General features: G+C 71.9%; 17 protein-coding genes. 11 read left to right on the top strand and 6 right to left on the bottom strand.

The window, feature by feature from the left end; translation table 11 throughout:
* Positions 1-32: 32 nt before the first annotated feature.
* The 7 genes from DK412_RS20865 (at position 33) to DK412_RS20835 (ending at position 11,016) form a co-directional block, all read left to right on the top strand.
* Positions 33-776 (top strand): SDR family oxidoreductase, encoded by a 744-nt coding sequence (locus DK412_RS20865; RefSeq protein WP_109973519.1) that lies wholly within the window; start codon positions 33-35, stop codon positions 774-776.
* Positions 777-851: 75 nt separating this feature from the next.
* On the top strand, positions 852-2,255 hold the full coding sequence (lpdA, locus tag DK412_RS20860; RefSeq protein ID WP_109973518.1) for a dihydrolipoyl dehydrogenase: 1,404 nt from the start codon (positions 852-854) through the stop codon (positions 2,253-2,255).
* A 101-nt stretch (positions 2,256-2,356) separates the two neighbouring features.
* Positions 2,357-2,902: a gluconokinase gene (locus DK412_RS20855; protein ID WP_109973517.1), complete on the top strand. Its 546-nt coding sequence runs from the start codon at positions 2,357-2,359 to the stop codon at positions 2,900-2,902.
* A 98-nt stretch (positions 2,903-3,000) separates the two neighbouring features.
* Entirely contained in the window at positions 3,001-6,780 is a 3,780-nt protein-coding gene (locus DK412_RS20850) for an ATP-binding protein (protein WP_109973516.1), read from the top strand.
* A 568-nt stretch (positions 6,781-7,348) separates the two neighbouring features.
* Positions 7,349-9,025: a DEAD/DEAH box helicase gene (locus tag DK412_RS20845; RefSeq protein WP_109973515.1), complete on the top strand. Its 1,677-nt coding sequence runs from the start codon at positions 7,349-7,351 to the stop codon at positions 9,023-9,025.
* Between the two features lie 60 nt (positions 9,026-9,085).
* Positions 9,086-9,964, top strand: a complete 879-nt coding sequence (locus DK412_RS20840; RefSeq protein ID WP_109973514.1) for an aldose 1-epimerase family protein — start codon at positions 9,086-9,088, stop codon at positions 9,962-9,964.
* Positions 9,965-10,038: 74 nt separating this feature from the next.
* Positions 10,039-11,016, top strand: a complete 978-nt coding sequence (locus tag DK412_RS20835; RefSeq protein WP_109973513.1) for a tyrosine recombinase XerC — start codon at positions 10,039-10,041, stop codon at positions 11,014-11,016.
* Positions 11,017-11,023: 7 nt separating this feature from the next.
* On the opposite strand, the gene DK412_RS20830 is transcribed toward DK412_RS20835, so the two are convergent.
* Together DK412_RS20830 and DK412_RS20825 are read right to left on the bottom strand one after the other, a co-directional pair.
* Positions 11,024-12,487: an MDR family MFS transporter gene (locus DK412_RS20830; RefSeq protein ID WP_109973512.1), complete on the bottom strand. Its 1,464-nt coding sequence runs from the start codon at positions 12,485-12,487 to the stop codon at positions 11,024-11,026.
* 126 nt (positions 12,488-12,613) lie between these two features.
* Complete coding sequence (locus DK412_RS20825; protein WP_048434174.1) at positions 12,614-13,075, bottom strand: Lrp/AsnC family transcriptional regulator; 462 nt, start codon at positions 13,073-13,075, stop codon at positions 12,614-12,616.
* Between the two features lie 143 nt (positions 13,076-13,218).
* Between DK412_RS20825 and DK412_RS20820 the strand changes: the two genes are divergently transcribed.
* Complete coding sequence (locus tag DK412_RS20820) at positions 13,219-13,464, top strand: DUF6356 family protein (protein WP_109973511.1); 246 nt, start codon at positions 13,219-13,221, stop codon at positions 13,462-13,464.
* Between the two features lie 148 nt (positions 13,465-13,612).
* Positions 13,613-14,611 (top strand): ABC transporter substrate-binding protein, encoded by a 999-nt coding sequence (locus tag DK412_RS20815; RefSeq protein WP_109973510.1) that lies wholly within the window; start codon positions 13,613-13,615, stop codon positions 14,609-14,611.
* A 7-nt stretch (positions 14,612-14,618) separates the two neighbouring features.
* Here DK412_RS20815 and DK412_RS20810 read toward each other — a convergent pair whose 3' ends face one another.
* Both DK412_RS20810 and DK412_RS20805 read right to left on the bottom strand, forming a co-directional pair.
* Positions 14,619-14,957 carry a hypothetical protein gene (locus DK412_RS20810; RefSeq protein WP_109973509.1) on the bottom strand — a complete coding sequence of 113 codons (339 nt, stop codon included), beginning with the start codon at positions 14,955-14,957 and terminating at the stop codon, positions 14,619-14,621.
* A 248-nt stretch (positions 14,958-15,205) separates the two neighbouring features.
* Positions 15,206-15,523 carry a hypothetical protein gene (locus DK412_RS20805; RefSeq protein ID WP_109973508.1) on the bottom strand — a complete coding sequence of 106 codons (318 nt, stop codon included), beginning with the start codon at positions 15,521-15,523 and terminating at the stop codon, positions 15,206-15,208.
* 347 nt (positions 15,524-15,870) lie between these two features.
* Here DK412_RS20805 and cysS point away from each other — a divergent pair, with 347 nt between their 5' ends.
* Positions 15,871-17,250 (top strand): cysteine--tRNA ligase, encoded by a 1,380-nt coding sequence (gene cysS / locus DK412_RS20800; RefSeq protein WP_109973507.1) that lies wholly within the window; start codon positions 15,871-15,873, stop codon positions 17,248-17,250.
* Positions 17,251-17,261: 11 nt separating this feature from the next.
* A complete protein-coding gene (locus tag DK412_RS20795; RefSeq protein WP_109973506.1) occupies positions 17,262-17,642 on the top strand; it encodes a nucleotidyltransferase domain-containing protein in 381 nt (126 codons plus the stop codon).
* On the opposite strand, the gene DK412_RS20790 is transcribed toward DK412_RS20795, so the two are convergent.
* Positions 17,632-17,799 carry a DUF1737 domain-containing protein gene (locus tag DK412_RS20790; RefSeq protein ID WP_348629405.1) on the bottom strand — a complete coding sequence of 56 codons (168 nt, stop codon included), beginning with the start codon at positions 17,797-17,799 and terminating at the stop codon, positions 17,632-17,634. The genes DK412_RS20795 and DK412_RS20790 overlap by 11 nt on opposite strands.
* Before the next feature lie 271 nt (positions 17,800-18,070).
* Positions 18,071-18,664 carry a TIGR00730 family Rossman fold protein gene (locus DK412_RS20785; protein WP_109973504.1) on the bottom strand — a complete coding sequence of 198 codons (594 nt, stop codon included), beginning with the start codon at positions 18,662-18,664 and terminating at the stop codon, positions 18,071-18,073.
* Between the last annotated feature and the right edge of the window lie 215 nt (positions 18,665-18,879).

The following is an 18,879-nucleotide window of genomic DNA, read 5'->3' as shown; positions in this document are numbered from 1 at the left end:
GAGGGGCCTCTCGCATCGGGGAGCGGCTTACGATGGACAAGGTCCTGGTGGTCACCGGCGGCAGCCGCGGCATCGGCCGGGCGGTCTCGTTACGCGCGGCGCGGGCCGGCTGGCGGGTCTGCTTCTCCTACGTCGCGGCCAAGGACGCCGCCGACGCCCTGGTGCGGGAGATCGAGGAGCACGGCGGCAAGGCGCTGGCCGTGCGGAGCGACGTCGCGGTCGAGGCCGACATCCCGGCCCTGTTCCAGGCGGCGGACGGCCTCGGCACCCTCGGCGGCCTCGTCAACAATGCCGGCGTCGTCGACTACGCGGCCCGCGTCGACGAGATGACGTTCGCGCGGCTCAACCGGATGTTGACCACCAACGTCATCGGCTCGTTCCTGTGCGCCGGCGAGGCGGTACGGCGGATGTCGACCCGCCACGGCGGGCGGGGCGGCGTCATCGTCAACATCTCGTCGGTCGCGGCCCGCCTCGGCGCTCCGGGCCAGTACGTCGACTATGCGGCCTCCAAGGGCGCCATCGACACCTTCACCACCGGCTTGGCCGGCGAGGTCGCCCAGGAGGGGATCCGGGTCAACGGCGTCGCCCCCGGCCTGATCGAGACCGACATCCATGCCAGCGGCGGCCAGCCGGATCGGCTGGCGCGGTTGAGCCCGCTCGTGCCGATGAAGCGCGCCGGCACCGCCGACGAGATCGCGGCCGCGGTGATGTGGCTCCTCTCGGACGAGGCCTCCTACGCCACCGGCACGACCCTGACGATCTCGGGCGGCCGCTAGCCGCTCCTCAACCCCGCTCACTCATCTGGCGGCGGAGCCTCGATGGCCCGCCGCTCCCAACCTCGCGAGTCCTGAATGTCCTCCTACGATCTCGTCGTCATCGGCACCGGCCCCGGCGGTTACGTCTGTGCGCTCCGCGCCGCCCAGCTCGGCCTGAAGACCGCCGTGGTCGAGAAGCGCCCGACCCATGGCGGCACCTGCCTCAATGTCGGCTGCATCCCCTCGAAGGCCCTGCTGCACGCCTCCGAGGCGTTCGAGGAGACGACCAAGCACCTGCCGGTGCTCGGCATCACCGTGGGCGAGCCGAAGCTCGACCTCGCCAAGATGATGGCGTTCAAGCAGGACGGCGTCGACGGCAACACCAAGGGCGTCGCGTTCCTCCTGAAGAAGAACGGCGTCGATGCGTTCCAGGGCACCGGGCGTCTCGCCGGCGCCGGCCGGGTCGAGGTCATCTCGGAGGATGGCGGCAACCAGATCCTCGAGGCCAAGAACGTCGTGATCGCGACGGGCTCGGACGTCGCCAACCTGCCGGGCGTCACCATCGACGAGGAGGTGGTGGTCTCCTCCACCGGCGCCCTCGACCTGACCAAGGTCCCGGGCAAGCTCGTGGTCATCGGCGCCGGCGTGATCGGCCTCGAGCTCGGCTCGGTCTGGCGCCGTCTCGGCGCCGAGGTCACCGTGGTCGAGTATCTCGACCGGATCCTGCCGGGCATGGACGGCGAGGTCGGCAAGCAGTTCCAGCGCATCCTCCAGAAGCAGGGCATCCAGTTCCGCCTGTCGCAGAAGGTGACGGGCGTCGAGCGCAGCAACGCGGGCGCCAAGGTCACGGTCGAGCCGGCCGCGGGCGGTGCCGCCGAGGTGCTGGAGGCCGACGTGGTCCTCGTGGCGATCGGCCGCGTGCCCTACACCGCGGGCCTCGGCCTCGACACGGTCGGCGTCCAGCTCGACAACAAGGGCCGGATCCAGACCGACGACCGCTACGCCACCAACGTCACCGGCATCTACGCCATCGGCGACGTGATCGCCGGCCCGATGCTCGCCCACAAGGCCGAGGACGAGGGCGTCGCGGTGGCGGAGATCCTGGCCGGCAAGGCCGGTCACGTGAATTACGGCGTGATCCCGAACGTGGTCTACACCACGCCGGAGGTCGCCTCGGTCGGCAAGTCCGAGGAGGAGCTGAAGAAGGACGGGATCACCTACAACACCGGCAAGTTCCCGTTCACCGCGAACGGCCGCGCCAAGGTGAACCACACCACCGACGGCTTCGTGAAGGTGCTGGCCGACGCCGCGACCGACCGGGTGCTCGGCGTGCACATCGTCGGTCCGGATGCCGGCAACCTCATCATGGAGGTCGCGGTGGCGATGGAGTTCGGCGCCTCGTCGGAGGACATCGCCCGCACCTGCCACGCCCACCCGACCCTGACCGAGGCGGTGAAGGAAGCCGCGCTCGCGGTGGAGAAGCGCGCGCTGCATATGTGAGAACGACGATCCTGACCCTCCCCCCTCTGCGGGGGAGGGTTGGTGCCGGCGCGGTATCGTCTGTTCCAGAACGCCAACGAAGAACGAGAGGAATCGCCACGATGGACGATGCGGCAGGCAACCCGGTTCCCCCCGCGGTCGTCGTGGTGATGGGCGTCGCGGGCTCGGGCAAGACCACGGTGGCGAGCCTGCTCGCCGGCCGGCTCGGCTGGGAGTTCGAGGACGGGGACGATTTCCACCCCGCCGCCAACGTCGAGAAGATGCAGGCCGGTACCCCGCTCACCGACGAGGACCGCTGGCCCTGGCTCGCCGCCATCGCGGCCTGGATCGACCGCTTGCGCGCGGAGGGACGCCACGGGGTCGTGACCTGCTCGGCCCTCAAGCGCGCCTATCGCGACATCCTGGTCGGGGACCGGCCGGACGTGCGCCTCGTCTACCTTCAGGGCGACCGCGAGCTGATCGGCCGGCGCATGGCGGCCCGTCACGGCCACTTCATGCCGACGAGTCTGCTCGACAGCCAGTTCCGTACCCTGGAGGAGCCCGCGCCCGAGGAGAACCCGCTCGTGGTCTCGGTCGGCGCCACGCCGCAACAGATCGTCGCCGAGATCGGCGAGGCCCTGACCGGGCAGGCGGTCCAGGGCCCTTGATCCCCCGCGGGCGGCCCGGCACATTTCACATTTCTTAAGACTGGTTTTTGACAGTCCGGGGTGCCCGTGCCATCGCCGGGGCATGCTGGACAATACCCATGGCCGGTAACCTGCCCACCCCGCACGACACCCTCTTTCCCGGCGGCGGCGAGATGGGGGCGCGCCTGCGCGCCCACGACTGGGCGGCCACCGCGCTCGGGCCGGTCGCGGGCTGGCCGCAATCGCTGACCACGGCGGTGCGGATCATGCTGGGCTCCCGCTTCGCCATGTGGATGGCCTGGGGGCCCGACCTCACCTTCTTCTGCAACGACGCCTACAAGCCGACGCTCGGCGTCAAGGAGGCCTGGGCGCTGGGCTCGCGCTCGGACGTGGTCTGGGCGGAGATCTGGCCCGATATCGGCCCGCGCATCGCCCAGGTGCTGCGCACCGGCCAGGCGACCTGGGACGAGGCGCTGCTGCTGTTCCTGGAGCGGCGCGGCTTCAGCGAGGAGAGCTACCACACCTTCTCCTACAGCCCGCTCGCCGACGAGTCCGGCATCGTCACCGGCATGCTCTGCGTCGTCTCGGAGGAGACCGAGCGGGTCATCGGCGAGCGGCGCCTGCGGTGTCTGCGCGACCTCGGCGCCGGGATGGCGGCGGCCCGGACCGTGGCGGAGGTCGGCGCGGTCGTCGCGGCCTGCCTCGGCGAGGGCACCCCCGACCTGCCGGTGGCGCTCGCCTACCTGGTGGGCGACGAGCCGGCCCTGCTCGCCCGGGCGGGACTCGGGCCGGACCACCCGGCCGCCGGGCGGGCGGCCGAGGCCGCGGCCGCCGCGCTGGCGCATCGCGATCCCGCCGGCCCGGCGGCGGTGGCGGCGGACGCCCTCGGGCCGCTCTTCGCCGACCTGCCGTCCGGCCCCTGGGACCGCCCGCCTGTCCACGCCCGCGTCGTGCCGATCGCCCAGCAGGGCCAGGACCGCCCGGCCGGGGTGTTCGTCGCGGGCCTGAACCCCTACCGGCCCCTCGACGAGGCCTATCGCGGCTTCGTCGACCTGTTCGTCGGCCAGATCGCCACGGGGCTCGCCAACGCCAACGCCTACGAGGCCGAGCGGCGCCGGGCCGAGGCCTTCGCCGAACTCGACCGGCAGAAGACCGTGTTCTTCTCCAACGTCAGCCACGAGTTCCGCACGCCGCTCACCCTGATGCTCGGGCCGCTGACCGAGGTGCTGGAGTCCTCAGCCGTCGATCCCGACACAAGCCGCCTGGTGGAGCTCGCCCACCGCAACGGCCTGCGGCTCCTGAAGCTCGTCAACGCGCTCCTCGATTTCTCGCGCATCGAGGCCGGCCGGGCCCAGGCCGCCTACGAGCCCCTCGACCTCGCCCGCTTCACCGCGGAACTCGCCTCGAGCTTCCGCTCGGCCACCGACAAGGCCGGCCTCGTCCTCGACGTCGATTGCACGCCCCTGCCGGAGCCCGCCTTCGTCGATCCGGAGATGTGGGAGAAGATCGTCCTCAACCTCGTCTCCAACGCCTTCAAGTTCACCCTCGACGGCGAGATCGCCGTGCGGCTGCGGGCTCAGGGCGACCACGCGGTGCTCACGGTCTCGGATACCGGCCTCGGCATCCCGGAGGCCGAGCTGCCGCGGCTGTTCGAGCGCTTCCAACGGGTCGAGGGCGCGCAGGGGCGCAGCTTCGAGGGCTCGGGCATCGGGCTCGCCCTGGTGCAGGAGCTGGTCCGGCTGCACGGCGGCACGGTCGGGGTGGAGAGTGCGCCGGGCCGCGGCAGCACCTTCACGGTGAGCCTGCCGCTCGGCCGCGCCCACCTGCCGCCGGAGCGCATCCGCGCGGCCCGGGCCGGGATCTCGACCGCCACCCGCTCCCACGTCTTCGTCGAGGAGGCGACGCGCTGGCTCGACGACGAGGCCGCGCCCGCCTCCGACCTCGTCGAGGCCCCGGGCCCCGCCGGCCTCACCGGCCGGGTGCTGCTCGCCGACGACAACAGCGACATGCGCGCCTACGTCCGGCGCCTGCTCGGCGATGCCGGCCACGGAGTCGAGGCGGTGGGCGACGGGCAGGCGGCGCTGGCGGCAGCCCGCCGCCGCGCGCCCGACCTCGTCCTCTCTGACGTGATGATGCCGGGCCTCGACGGGTTCGGGCTGCTCGCGGCTTTGCGGGCCGATCCGGCCTTGCGCGGCATCCCGGTGATCCTGCTCTCGGCCCGGGCCGGCGAGGAGGCCCGCATCGAGGGCCTGGCCGCAGGCGCCGACGACTACCTGATCAAGCCGTTCTCGGCCCGCGAGCTGCTCGCCCGGGTCGAGACCAACCTGCGCCTCGCCCGCGTCCGGCACGAGGCGGCCGACGCCCTGCGGCAGGTCAACGAGACGCTGGAGGCCCAGGTCGCCGCGCGCACCCGCGAGCGCGACCGGATGTGGCGCCTGTCGCGGGACGTGATGCTCGTCGCCCGCTTCGACGGCACCATCACCGCCCTCAACCCGGCCTGGCGCGCGGTGCTGGGCTGGGAGGCGCAGGACCTGATCGGCCTGCCCTTCCTCGACCTCGTCCACCCGGACGACCGGGCGCGCACGCGGGCGGAGACGCAGCGCCTCGCCGACGGCCACGCGACGCTCCTGTTCGAGAACCGCTACCGCCACGCCGACGGCTCCTACCGCACCCTGTCCTGGACCGCGGTGCCGGGGGAGGAGCACCTGCACGCGGTCGGGCGCGACGTCACCGAGCAGCGCGAGCTGGAGGAGGCCTTCCGCCAGTCGCAGAAGATGGAGGCGGTGGGCCAGCTCACCGGCGGCATCGCCCACGACTTCAACAACCTGCTCACCGGCATCGTCGGCTCCCTCGACCTGCTCTCGACCCGGCTCTCGCAGGGCCGCCTCGACGTCGCCCCGCGCTACATCGAGGCGGCGCTGACCTCGGCCCACCGCGCCGCGGCGCTGACCCACCGGCTGCTGGCCTTCGCCCGGCGCCAGCCCCTCGACCCGCGGCCGGTCGACGCGAACGCCCTCGTGGTCTCGCTCGAGGACCTGGTGCGCCGGACGCTGGGCGAGACCGTCGCCCTCGAGACCCGCCTCGCCGAGGGGCTGTGGCCGACGCTCTGCGACGCCAACCAGCTCGAGAGCGCGATCCTCAACCTCGCGATCAACGCCCGCGACGCGATGCCGGAGGGCGGGCGCCTCGTCGTCGAGACCCGCAACGTCGAGCTCGACGCGGTCTTCGCCGCCGCCCACGGCGACGTGGCGCCGGGGGCCTATCTCCGTCTCGCCGTGACCGACACCGGCACCGGGATGCCGCCGGAGGTGGTGCGCCGCGCCTTCGACCCGTTCTTCACCACGAAGCCGCTGGGCCAGGGCACCGGTCTCGGCCTCTCGATGATCTACGGCTTCGCCCGCCAGTCGGACGGCCACGCGGTCATCACCTCGGAGGTCGGCCGCGGCACCACCGTGGCGCTCTACCTGCCGCGTCATGCCGGCCCGCCCGCCGCGGAAGTCCCGGCGCCGGCCCCCGCCGCGACGCCGCCCGCCGGCAGCGGCGAGACGGTGCTGGTGGTCGAGGACGAGCCGGCGGTGCGCAGCCTCATCGTCGACGTGCTGCGCGACCTCGGCTACCGGGCGCTGGAGGCGAAGGACGGCCCGGCCGGCCTCGCGGCCCTGCGGGGCTCGGCCCGCATCGATCTCCTCGTCACCGATGTCGGCCTGCCCGGCCTCAACGGCCGCCAGCTCGCCGACGCCGCCCGCGAGCACCGCCCCGACCTCAAGGTGCTGTTCATCACCGGCTACGCCGAGAACGCCGCCATGGCGGGCTTCCTGGCCCCCGGCATGCAGATGATCACCAAGCCCTTCCCGTTGGAATTGCTGGCGCGGCGGATCCGGGCGATGATCGAGGGGTGAGGCGAAGCTCTCTGCTTCAATCAGCAGCTTTCACTCGAAACAGGCAATCCTTCGAAGTATAGCGCGTCCCCCTCTCCCGTGTGGGAGAGGGGTTAGGGGTGAGGGTGACACGCTTCAGTGTAGTTCGCTGAGCATGGTGCTGGTAACGGAACGGTTGGTGCCTTCTGCGGAACCGTAGCACCCTCACCCCTACCCCTCTCCCACACCTTGCAGCGATACCGGGCAAGCCCGGCATCGCCTGGAGAGGGGATCCCGCGCGCTTTCTTCAACGGTGGTCATTGGCGGAACCGACATGTTCCAGGCACGAACCCCGAAAGCGATCCGCCCATGCACCGGACGCCTCCTCAGCCATGCGCCCGCCCGCGGAGCCCGCCCCCGGGGTGGACCTACGCCCCGAACCCCTGTAACAGCACCCTCCTCCACGAAAAGACCGTAGGGATTCCCCGCGCGCCGCAGAGCGCCCGCCGCCGACGCGGCCGGCCCTCTCCACGAGGCCATGTGCTACCAAGCCTTGGGCCTCCGGAGCCGATTCGATCCCCGCGCGTCGCCTCACCCGGGATCGAATCACGTGCCTTTTCCTGCTCTGCCCGCCCCGCTCGCCAAGGCCCTCGCCGACCGCGGCTACGAAGACCCGACGCCGGTCCAGGCCGCCGTCCTCGAGCCCGAGACCGAGGGGCGCGACCTCGTCGTCTCGGCCCAGACCGGCTCCGGCAAGACCGTCGCCTACGGCCTCGCGCTCGCCCGTACGCTCCTCGGCGACGCCGAGATGCTGCCCGCGCCCGGCGCCCCGCTCGCGCTGGTGATCGCGCCGACCCGTGAGCTGGCGCTCCAGGTCCACCGCGAATTGTCCTGGCTCTACGGGCCGGCCGGCGCCCGCGTCGTGTCCTGCGTCGGCGGCATGGATCCGCGGCGTGAGAGCCGCTGGCTGGCGGACGGCGCCCACATCGTGGTCGGCACCCCGGGCCGCCTGCGCGACCACCTGGAGCGGCGCAACCTCGATCCCACGCAATTGCGCGCCGCGGTTCTCGACGAGGCCGACGAGATGCTGGATCTCGGCTTCCGCGAGGACCTGGAATTCATCCTCGGCACCACGCCGGCCGAGCGGCGCACGCTGCTGTTCTCCGCGACCCTGCCGAAGCCCATCGTGGCGCTCGCCGAGGCCTACCAGCGCGACGCGATGCGCATCGCGGTGGTCGGCGAGACCAAGGCCCACGCCGACATCGAGTACCGCGCCTTCCGCATCCTGCCGCGGGAGACCGAGCTCGTGGTGGTCAACACCCTGCGCCAGATCGAGGCGCGCACCGCCATCGTGTTCTGCAACACCCGCAATTCCGTGCGCCACCTCCAGGCGGTGCTGACCGAGCGCGGCTTCCAGGCGGTGGCCCTGTCGGGCGAACTCGGCCAGGGCGAGCGCAACGCGGCGCTCCAGGCCCTGCGCGACGGCCGCGCCCGGGTCTGCGTCGCCACCGACGTCGCCGCCCGCGGCATCGATCTGCCGGGTCTGGGCCTCGTCATCCACGCCGAATTGCCCAACGATTCCGAGGTGATGCAGCACCGCTCGGGCCGCACCGGTCGGGCCGGGCGCAAGGGCATCAGCGTGCTGCTGGTGCCGCCGTCGCGCCGCCGCCGCGCCGAGGAGCTGATGGTGCGGGCGAACGTGGTGCCGGTGTGGTCCGGCCCGCCGCCGGCCGACGAGATTCGCGCCCTCGACCAGGAGCGCCTGCTCCAGGATCCCCTCGTCACCGACGAGGTGAGCGACGAGGATCGCGCCATGGCCCAGTCGCTGCTCGCCCAGCGCTCGGCCGAGGACCTCGCCGCCGCCCTGGTGCGGGCCTACCGCTCGCGCCTGCCCTCGCCCGAGGAGGTCACCGATCCGGGCTTCGCCACCGGCCGCGGCGTGACGCCCCGGCGCGAGACCACGGCCCGGGACGCCCCGCGCGCGCCGTTCGGCTCGAGCGTGTGGTTCCGCCTCAACGTCGGCCGGCGCGACAACGCCGACCCGCGCCGCCTGCTGCCGATGCTGTGCCGCCGCGGCGACGTGACCCGCGAGGAGATCGGCGCGATCCGCATCTTCGACCGCGAGACCAAGTTCGAGGTCCGCGGCGGCGCCGCCGAGCGCTTCGCCCACACCTTCCCGCGCACCGGCCCGGCCGACCTCCAAGTCGAGGCCCTGGCCGGCGGCGAGGCCGAGGTGCCGCCGCGCCAGCAGCGCCAGCCCCGTCGCAACTACGCCCGGCGGGGGTGAGGGCCATTCCCGGATCGGCCCTCAGCCGGTAACAGGGGCCTCGTACCAGACGAGGCCCCGATGAGCGACACCGTCGAGATCCGCCACCGCGACACCACCGCCCGCCTCGCCCTCACCGGGGCCGAGCCGGTATCCTGGCGGGTCGGCGGCACCGAGTACCTGTGGTCGGGCGATCCGGCTCACTGGAACCGGCACGCGCCCTGGCTCTTCCCGGTCGTCGGCGCCTCCGCCGGAGGGGCCGTCACGGTCGAGGGCCGCGCCTACCCGATGGCGCAGCACGGCTTCGCCCGTGACAGCCGTTTCGCCGTGGTGGCGCAGGCCGAGGACAGCGTGACGCTCCGCCTGACCGACAGCGTTGACACCCGGACGCACTATCCCTTCGCCTTCCGGCTCGACATCACCGCCACGGTCCGGGACGGGGCGCTCGCCTTCGCCTGCGAGGTCCACAATCCCGGCTCCGGGCCGCTGCCCTACGGACTCGGCTTCCACCCGGCTTTCCCCTGGCCCTTCGCCGGCGGTGAGCGGGCGGCCGGGGGCGGCTACGCGGTGCGCTTCGAGCACCCGGAGCGTCCCGCGGTGCCGGAGGTCGGTGCCGGCGGCCTGCTGGTGCGCTCCGAGCGGCCCTTGCCCCTCGACGGCGACACCCTGCCCCTCGATCCCGCGCTGTTCACCGAGGCGCTGGTGTTCCTGAACGCCCGCAGCCGGGCGATGCACTTCACCGCACCGTCGGGCGCGGCCATCGCGCTCGAAGCCGAAGACTTTCCCCACCTCGCGGTCTGGACCCGGCCGACGGCGCCGTTCCTGTCCCTCGAATGCTGGACCGGCCACGCCGACTGGGCGGGGTTCTCCGGCGAGCTCGTTGATCGCGATTCGCAGCGCTTGCTGGCGCCGGGCGCCAGCGCCCGCCACGGGGTGACCCTGCGCTTCACCTCAGCCTGAGGCCCCGCGCGTCAACTCGCTGTCAACCGGGTCCGGGGCCTACTCGTCGCCCCTCGATCCGGAGCCCGGCCCCCATGAGCGACCCGACCCCCGGCGCCGAACCCGCCGACCTGCTGCTGCCCGGCGCGCCCGACGTGCGGGCGGCGGCGATCACTTGGCTCGAAGGGCTGGCCGCGGAGCGGCGGCTGTCGCCCAACACCGTCGAGGCCTATCGGCGCGACCTGCGCCAGTTCCTCGCCCATCTGGTCCGTCAGGGGACGAATCCCGACATCCCGGCCCTGGTCCGGCTGAAGCCCCGCGACCTGCGCGGCTTCATGGCGGCGCGGCGGCAGGAGGGCGTCGGCGGGCGCAGCCTGATGCGGGGGTTGGCCGGCCTGCGCTCCTTCGCCCGCCACCTCGACCGCGAGGGGCACGGCAGCGTCGCGGCGCTCAGTGCGATCCGCTCCCCCAAGGTCGAGCGGCGCCTGCCCCGCCCGCTCCCCGTCGCCGCGGCCATCGCGATGGCGAGCCCCGACATCCGCGCCGGCGAGGAGCGCCCGGCCTGGGTGCTGGCCCGCGACGCCGCGGTGCTGGCCCTCCTCTACGGCTCGGGCCTGCGCATCTCGGAGGCGCTCGGCCTCACGCGGCGCGACGCGCCGGTCGACGGGATCGATGCCGTGACGGTGGTCGGCAAGGGCCAGAAGACCCGCAGCGTGCCGGTGATCCCCCAGGTCCAGGCCGCGGTGGCGGAGTACCTGAAGCTCTGCCCCTACGCGCTGCCGGCGGAGGGCCCGCTCTTCGTCGGCGCCAAGGGCGGTCCGCTCTCGCCGCGCATCGTGCAGCTCGCCGTCGCGTCGATGCGCGGGGCGCTCGGCCTGCCCGACACCGCGACGCCGCACGCGCTCCGCCACTCCTTCGCCAGCCACCTGCTCGGCCGCCAGGGCGACCTGCGGGCGATCCAGGAACTCCTGGGTCACGCCTCCCTGGCGACGACGCAGGTCTACACCAAGGTCGATGCCGCCCGCCTGCTCGACGCGTTCGACTCGGCGCATCCGCGGGCGCGCGCCTCCTGAGGGAGGATCACTCCGCCGGTACCTCGCGGGCGCGCCCGAGGGTGATGTGCGGCACGAGGAGCGCGGTGGCGAAGGCCGCCGCGGAGAACAGCAGCACCGCCCAGAAGGTCTGGTGCAGGGCATGCTGCAGGACCTGGCGCACGGTCTCGGCCTCGCCCGGCAGGCCGCCCGCCGCGAGCGCCTGCTGCAGGCTGTCCGCCGTGACGGTGCTGCCCGAGGCCGCGAGCCCGTGGTTGAGCACCGCGCCGAACACCGTGGCGCCGAGCGTGCTGCCAAGGTTGCGCGAGAAGATGTTCGAGGCGGTGGCGCTGCCGCGCTGGGTCCAGGGCACGATCTCCTGGATCAGCATCAGGGACGCGTTGCTGACCAGCCCCATGCCGAAGCCCATGACCAGCGAGCCGATTCCGGCCTGGGCCGGGTGGCTGCCGGGCTGCAGCGTCACGATGGCGATGGCGCCGAGCGGCAGCATCAGGCTGCCGGTGATCAGGATGCGGCGCAGGCTGAAGCGGTGCAAGGAGCGCGCCGCCAGCGTCGCGCCCATCGGCCAGCCGAGCACCATGACCGTGAGCGCCATGCCGGCGACGATCGGCGTCTGCCCGAGCACGCCCTGCACGTACATCGGCAGGAAGGTGGTGAGCCCGATGAGCGCCATGCCGGCGAGGAGCGAGGTGCCGTTGGCGGCGGCGATCGGCCGGCGGCGCCACAGCGAGGCGTCGATCACTGGCTCCCGTGCCCGGCGCTCCTGGAAGGCCAGCAGCACGGCCGCCACGAGGCCGAGCCCGGCGGCGATGCCGACGACCCGCCAGCGCGCCTCGCCGGCCTCGGTCAGCGCCACCATCAGGGCCGCCACCGTGAGGGTGAACAGGGCCGCGCCCGCCGCATCGACCGGCCGGCGCTCGCGCCGCTCGCCCTCGTGCAGGAAGGCGATGAACAGGCCCGAGGCGACGAGGCCGACCGGCAGGTTGATCCAGAAGATCCACGACCACGAGGCGTGCGCGATGATGAAGCCGCCCGCCACCGGCCCGACCACCGCCGAGATCGCCCAGACGCTGGCGAGGAAGCCCTGGATCCGCCCGCGCTCCTGCGCGGTGTAGAGGTCGCCCACGATGGTGAGCGCGACGGGCTGGATGGCCCCCGCGCCGATGCCCTGGATCAGCCGGAACGCGATCATCGCCGGCATCGACCAGGCGAAGCCGCACAGCACCGAGGCCGCGAGGAACACCGCGATGCCAGTGAGCAGCACGGGCTTGCGGCCATGGATGTCGGCGAGCTTGCCGAACACGATCGTGGCGGCGGTCTGGGTGAGGAGGAAGCCGGAGAAGACCCAGGCGTAGAGCGACAGCCCGCCGAGCTCGCCGACGATGCCAGGCATCGCCGTGGAGATGATCGTCGCCTCGATCGCCACCATCGCCATCGCGGCCATGACGGCGGCGATCACGAGGGGACGGCGCGTCGTCCGGGAGGTCGTCATGGTGGCTCTTCTCGGGGGAATGTCTTGGCGTGGCGAAGCCTTTGCCGCGCAGCTAAACCGACGGGCCCGGAAAGCAACCGGCGCCGGGCGCATGTCAGGCCCGCGCAGTGAAGGCCCGGCCTTCGCTCACTCCGCGTAAGTCACCGGCAGTGCCGTCGTGTACTTGATCCGCTCCATGGCGAAGGCCGAACTGACGTCGTAGAGGTCGACCGACTGGATCAGCCGCTTGTAGACCCGGTCGTAGGCGGCGATGTCGGGCACGACGATGCGCAAGAGGTAATCGGTTTCGCCGCTCATGCGGTAGAACTCGACCACTTCCGGGATCGTGACCACGGCGGCGCAGAAGCGCTCGGCCCAGTCGGCGGTGTGGCGGTTGGTGCGCACCGAGACGAACACCGTGACGCCGACCCGCATCCGGTCGGGATCGAGGAGCGCCACGCGGCGCTGGATCACCCCTTGCGCCTCCAGCTTCTGGATCCGCCGCCAGCACGGCGAGGCCGACAGGCCGACCCGGGCGGCGATCGCCTCGAGCGATTCGGCCGCGTTCTCCTGCAGGCACAACAGGATTTTTCGGTCGAACTCGTCCACGCGAAATTTTTCCAATCTCTCGCGAATTCACGCAAACGGATTGCGCGACCATGCCGGGTGCGGGTGAATTTCGCAATCCGTCTGCGCGGGCTCCGTGCGATTCTCAGGTGCCTTCCGAAGACCCCGATTCGCCCGAGGTTCCCATGTCGAAGCTGTCCTTCTCCGAGCACCCGGCTTCCGTCGGCGAGACCTATGTCGAGCATATGGGTGTCGCCACCAGCTTCGGCCTCAGCATGATCGCCGGCGGCCTCGCCTGCCTGGTGCACGGCATTCTACCCTTCGCCTTCACCAGCACCGGCTCGCGCACGATCATCCGCCTGCACGACCGCATGGTGGCGAACCGTAGCCGCGCCGCGCAGGCTCGGACCGGCTCCGCCGTCTCGGCCTGACACGCTCTCCGTCATTCTCGCCCCCCCTCCCTTCGTCGCGGCTTGACGTTTCCGGGGCATTTCCGGACCCTGGCCCCCTGACACGGCACCGGCGGGCGCTCGGCCTCGAGCGTCCGGACAGGGGCCGGGAAACAGGGAGCATCCGCCCATGCCGTTCCTCAGGCGCGCCGTCGGCGCGCTGGCCGTCGTCCTCGGCCTCGCCACCTCCGCAAACGCCGAGACCGGCGAGGTCCGCTTCACCCGCCAGCCCGGCCTGATCTACATGCCGATGGTGCTGGCCGAGCAGCAGCGCCTGGTCGAGAAGCACGTCGCGGCGGCCGGCCTCGGCGACGTGAAGGTGAGCTGGGTCACGCTGACCAGCGGCGGCGCCTCGGTCGACGCGCTGATCTCCGGCAACGTCGATTTCGTCACCAGCGGCGCCACCAACCTGCTGCTCGCCTGGGACCGCACGCGGGGCGAGGTGAAGGGGCTCGCCGCCTCGGCCGGCGCGCCGATGCTGCTCGTCACCCGCAACCCGGCGGTGAAGACGCTCGCCGACTTCTCGGCCAAGGACCGGATCGCGGTGCCGACCGTGAAGGTCTCGGCCCAGGCCGTGATGCTGCAGATCGCCGCCGAGCGCCAGTTCGGCGAGGCCGGCCGCAACAAGCTCGACGCGATCACGATCCAGCTCGGCCACCCCGACGCGGTCGGCGCGCTGCTCGGCGGCACCAGCGAGGTCAACAGCCACTTCTCGCTGCCGCCCTACCAGCAGATCGAGCTGAAGGACCCGAAGATCCACGTCGTGCTCAACTCCTACGACGTGGTCGGGGGGCCGTTGAGCAACGCCATCGTGTTCGGCCGCGGCAAGTTCATGGAGCAGAACCCGAAGACCACCGCCGCGGTGCTCGCCGCCATCGACGAGGCCAACGCGCTGATCCGCGACGACCCGAAGCGGGCGGCCGAGCTCTATCTCGGGGCGACCAAGGAGAAGTTCGAGCCCGACGAGCTCGTCGCGATGATGAAGCAGCCCGGCGTCGTGTTCTCGACCACGCCCTACGGCACGATGCTGCAGGCCGAGCACCTGGCGAAGGCCGGGGTGCTGAAGAACCGGCCGAAGGAGTGGAAGGACTTCTTCTACAAGGCGGTGCACGGCCAGCCGGGCACCTGACCCGGGCTCAGCGCGGCAGGATGTCGAGGCCGGCGCGGCCGAAGGTCAGCTCGCCGATGTCGCACTCCGCCGCGCTGTCGGCCGGGAACGCGACCGCACCGGAGGCCGAGGCGCCGCCGGTGCCGTAGCCGTAGGCGGTGCGGCCCCAGCCGCTCGCGGCCCGCACCGGCCGGGCGCCCGGGCGCGGGGCGGAGCCGACGACGTCGTGATCGAACGGGGACCAGAGCCGGCAATCGGAGCCGGGCAGGCCGGGGACGACCGGGCCGACGGGCTCGCGGCCCCGCGGGGCGGCGAGCGCCAGGCTCGGCATCAGGACCGCGGCGATGATGGCAAGGCTTCGGATCATCCTGCTTCTCCCGCTCCCAACCCGGTGGTCGGTCCGTCCGATCCGAGATAGCGGGATCCGGGCGGCGCGCCAGCGGGTCAGGGCGCCTGCGGATGAAGCGCATGTGCCGGGTGGAGCGGCCTGCGATAGCGTGCGAGGCTGAGCCCCACACATTCTTACATCGACCCCACCCACCACCTCAGGATGAGGTCGCGGGCAGGATGGAATAGTATTGTTCCAGATACGGAAGGGGATTGGGGCCCTCGTGATTAATCCCGGCAGGTGATCCGGATCGGACGGTCCGAGGTCTTCACGGCCGGAGCCGCCTCGATCGCGCCGGTATACTCGTCCTGGGCGGCGATGCTGAACGAGGCCGACTTGGCGTAGCCTTGCGACTCGCACCAGGCATCGGCCACCACCTGGCCGCACTCGCCGCCGGTGGTCAGGCACTCGGCGACGCCGTAGCCGTCGCTGGAGGGGATCAGGAAGGTCTTCTCCACGCCGGGCGTCTGCGATGCGGCCAGCGCCGGCCCGGCGACGGAGACCAGGACACCGAGGGCGCTGAGGACGGCGAGGGTGCGACGCATGGGGCAAACCTTCTGATCGGAGCCGTCGGCATCCGGCTCCGGCCCGACACTGGGCGTGGGTGGTAAACAATCTCTCTACGCAGCATGGGAGCGGGCCGATTACGCAGGGTCCGGCAGGGCGTTGCGCCCCGCGTCGTCTGCCGTCTCGAATTGCTCACGGAATTGGGCTAACCCGGATCGGCGCTCCGTGGCGTCTCACCCGTGCAACAGGCGGCCGCCCGGTCGTCCGCGCCGGCGACGCCCGGTGACCGGCAAGGCCGGGTCCGATCCTCGACCCGGCAACGACTTAGAACCTCGGCCGGAGCGCCAGACGGCATCCCGGCCCGACCCCGTCCCGCAGGTGTTTCATGGCCTCGCTGTTGCGCCTCTACAACACGCTCTCCCGGGCCAAGGAGCCGCTCCGGCCGATCGATTCGGGCCGGGTGCGGATGTATGCCTGCGGCCCGACCGTCTACGACGCGGCGCATATCGGCAACGCCCGGCCGCTGATCGTCTTCGACCTGCTGTTTCGCCTGCTGCGCCACGTCTACGGGGCGGAGGCGGTGACCTATGCCCGGAACGTCACGGACGTGGACGACAAGATCAACGCCCGGGCGGCCGAGCGCGGCATCACCATCCGCGAGCTCACCGACGGCACGCTGGCGCAGTTCCACGACGACATCCGCCGCCTCGGCATCCTGCTGCCGGACGACGTCAACGTGGCGGGACAACCTCCGGCGATGATCGAGCCGCGGGCGACCGACCACATCGTCGAGATGACGGCGCTGATCGACCGGCTGGTGGCGGCCGGCCACGCCTACGTCGCCGAGGACCACGTGCTGTTCGACGTGCCCTCGATGCCCGATTACGGCGCGCTGTCGCGCCGCCCCCTCGACGAGATGGAGGCCGGGGCCCGGGTCGACGTCGCACCCTACAAGCGCTCGCCGCTCGACTTCGTGCTGTGGAAGCCCTCGAAGCCCGGTGAGCCCTCCTGGCCCTCGCCGGGCGGGATCGCGGTCCCGGGGCGGCCGGGCTGGCACATCGAGTGCTCGGCCATGGCCTGGAAGCATCTCGGCGAGACCTTCGACATCCATGCCGGCGGCATCGACCTGGTGTTTCCCCATCACGAGAACGAGGTGGCCCAATCCCGCTGCTGCTTTAACACGCCGGTGATGGCCAACATCTGGCTCCACAACGGCTTCCTGCAGGTCGAGGGGGAGAAGATGTCGAAGTCGCTCGGCAACTTCGTCACCCTGCGCGAGGTGCTGGCGGATTGGCCCGGCGAGGTCGTGCGACTCGCCATGCTGCGCACCCATTACCGCCAGCCGATCGACTGGACGCTCCGCGGCCTGGACGAGGCGAGCCGCACCCTCGACCGCTGGTACGACGCCGCCGGCGACGCGAGCCCCGGCCCGGCGCCCGACAGCGTGCTCGAGCCGCTGCTCGACGACCTCAACACCCCGGCGGCTTTGGGCGAGGTGCACCGCCTCGACGATCCGGCGGCGTTGCGGGCCGGCGCCGGCCTGCTCGGGCTGCTGGGCCAGACGAAGACCGCGCGCGAGCAGGCGGCGGTCGCGGCCTCCGGCGTCGATGCCGCGGCCGTGGAACGGCTCATCGCCGAGCGCAAGGAGGCCCGCGTGCGCAAGGACTGGGCCGAGTCCGACCGGATCCGCGGGGCGCTCGCGGCGCTCGGGGTGACGGTGAAGGACAACAAGGACGGGACGACGAGCTGGACGGTGGGGCAGTAGGGGAGGGCCGCATGCGGACGATCGAGGAGGTGCTGCGGCCGCCGACGGAAGCCGAGGCGTCGGCTGCCCTGGCGCGGTTCGCCGCGGATGCGCGTCGGCATTACGGCGCGCGTCTCCTCGGTCTCTCCCTGTTCGGTAGCCGTGCCCGGGGCGATGCCCAGCCCGACAGCGACGCCGACGTGGCGGTGATCCTGGCCGATGGAGCATGGCGGATCATCGACGAGGCACGATTCCTCGCCGACCTCTCCTACGACCGGCTGATCGAGGACGGCCTCGACATCCAGGCCCATCCCGTCTCGCAGAGCGCCTGGAACGATCCGGCGCTCCACCCCAATCCCGCCCTCGTCCGGGCGATGAGGCGCGACGCCCGGCCGATCATCCTCACTCCTTGACGGCCGCTGGCCAGACGATCGCCTGCGCCACGATCACGTCCGTACCGTTGAAGGTGCAGGCGGGCGAGCCGTAGAGCTTGTAGCCCAGCGCCAGCGCCTCCGAGATCCGGCGGCAGAAATGGGCGTCGTCCTTGCCGGTGATCAGGCGGTAGGGCAGCCCGTCGTTCGGGGGCTTCGCGTCCGGGGTCGTGGTCAAGCTGAGCTCCTCGTGACGTGACACGTTGGATCCCACCCAAGACCTCATCCTGAGGTGTGAGCGAAGCGAGCCAAGGAGGGCTCCAGGACCCACAGCGATCTCTGGAGGCCTCCTTCGAGGCCGCTGCGCGGCACCTCAGGATGAGGTCGTGAGGGGGAGAGATCGTAAAACCTGCTGCCGTGTCCGGATCGATACCGACGGCGGCAGGGTCCTCCGCAAGCCGTCGTAGGCTTCAGAACTTCTCCTCGATCAGCGCCTCGGCCTCCGGCCGCGGCGCCGCCTTGCGCACCGCCTCGCGCAGCATCGGCACCACCTGGTCCGGCGCCTCGGTCACAAGGTAGCTGAGGTCCAGCCCCTCGCGGATGAAGCCGGTGCGGCGCATGTGGTCGAGGAGGGCGAGGAACGGCGCCCAGAAGCCGGCCACCGAGAGCAGCAGGATCGGCTTGGCGTGCTGGCCGAGCTGCGACCAGGTCATCTGCTCGACCAGCTCCTCCAGGGTGCCGATGCCGCCCGGCAGGGCCACGAAGGCGTCGGAGCGGTCGAACATCAGCTTCTTGCGGGTGTGCATGTCGGAGACCACGATGGTCTCCTGCACGTCGTCGAGCATCCGCTCGCGCGACTTGAGAAAATCCGGGATGATGCCGGTGACGTGACCGCCATGGTCGAGCACCGCCCGCGCCACCGTGCCCATCAGCCCGACATTGCCGCCGCCATAGACGAGCGCGATGCCGGCCTCGGCCAGGTGGCGCCCCAGCGCCCGCGCCGTCGCCTCGAAGACCGGATCGGTGCCGAACCCCGAACCGCAATACACGCAAACCGTCCGCATCGAGTCTCCGCACCGTTCGCAGCCGAAACCGGCAAGCCCTACTACAACCTTGCGCCACGCAAGTTTCCGGCCGAGCCGCGCGATGCGCGCCGCGTGGTCTCGCCCCGCCAGTCCTGTTACTATGATGGCGATGGCGTGGGCGTGTCGACCGGAGGCGAAAGGTCGCGCGACGCGAGGCCATCGGCCGGGAGGACCCGTGAGCGGGAGTGTTGCGC

It is taken from the genome of Methylobacterium sp. 17Sr1-1 (assembly GCF_003173775.1).
In the GTDB taxonomy this organism is placed as follows: Bacteria; Pseudomonadota; Alphaproteobacteria; order Rhizobiales; family Beijerinckiaceae; genus Methylobacterium.
This window is presented reverse-complemented; position numbering and strand designations above follow the sequence as displayed.

Bases quoted from the DNA above. Each gene is read 5' to 3' on its own strand.
- DK412_RS20865 (WP_109973519.1), top strand. From the start codon at position 33: ATGGACAAGGTCCTGGTGGTCACCGGCGGCAGCCGCGGCATCGGCCGG.
- lpdA (WP_109973518.1), top strand. From the start codon at position 852: ATGTCCTCCTACGATCTCGTCGTCATCGGCACCGGCCCCGGCGGTTAC.
- DK412_RS20855 (WP_109973517.1), top strand. From the start codon at position 2,357: ATGGACGATGCGGCAGGCAACCCGGTTCCCCCCGCGGTCGTCGTGGTG.
- DK412_RS20850 (WP_109973516.1), top strand. From the start codon at position 3,001: ATGGCCGGTAACCTGCCCACCCCGCACGACACCCTCTTTCCCGGCGGC.
- DK412_RS20840 (WP_109973514.1), top strand. From the start codon at position 9,086: ATGAGCGACACCGTCGAGATCCGCCACCGCGACACCACCGCCCGCCTC.
- DK412_RS20835 (WP_109973513.1), top strand. From the start codon at position 10,039: ATGAGCGACCCGACCCCCGGCGCCGAACCCGCCGACCTGCTGCTGCCC.
- DK412_RS20830 (WP_109973512.1), bottom strand. From the start codon at position 12,487: ATGACGACCTCCCGGACGACGCGCCGTCCCCTCGTGATCGCCGCCGTC.
- DK412_RS20820 (WP_109973511.1), top strand. From the start codon at position 13,219: ATGTCGAAGCTGTCCTTCTCCGAGCACCCGGCTTCCGTCGGCGAGACC.
- DK412_RS20815 (WP_109973510.1), top strand. From the start codon at position 13,613: ATGCCGTTCCTCAGGCGCGCCGTCGGCGCGCTGGCCGTCGTCCTCGGC.
- DK412_RS20810 (WP_109973509.1), bottom strand. From the start codon at position 14,957: ATGATCCGAAGCCTTGCCATCATCGCCGCGGTCCTGATGCCGAGCCTG.
- DK412_RS20805 (WP_109973508.1), bottom strand. From the start codon at position 15,523: ATGCGTCGCACCCTCGCCGTCCTCAGCGCCCTCGGTGTCCTGGTCTCC.
- cysS (WP_109973507.1), top strand. From the start codon at position 15,871: ATGGCCTCGCTGTTGCGCCTCTACAACACGCTCTCCCGGGCCAAGGAG.
- DK412_RS20795 (WP_109973506.1), top strand. From the start codon at position 17,262: ATGCGGACGATCGAGGAGGTGCTGCGGCCGCCGACGGAAGCCGAGGCG.
- DK412_RS20785 (WP_109973504.1), bottom strand. From the start codon at position 18,664: ATGCGGACGGTTTGCGTGTATTGCGGTTCGGGGTTCGGCACCGATCCG.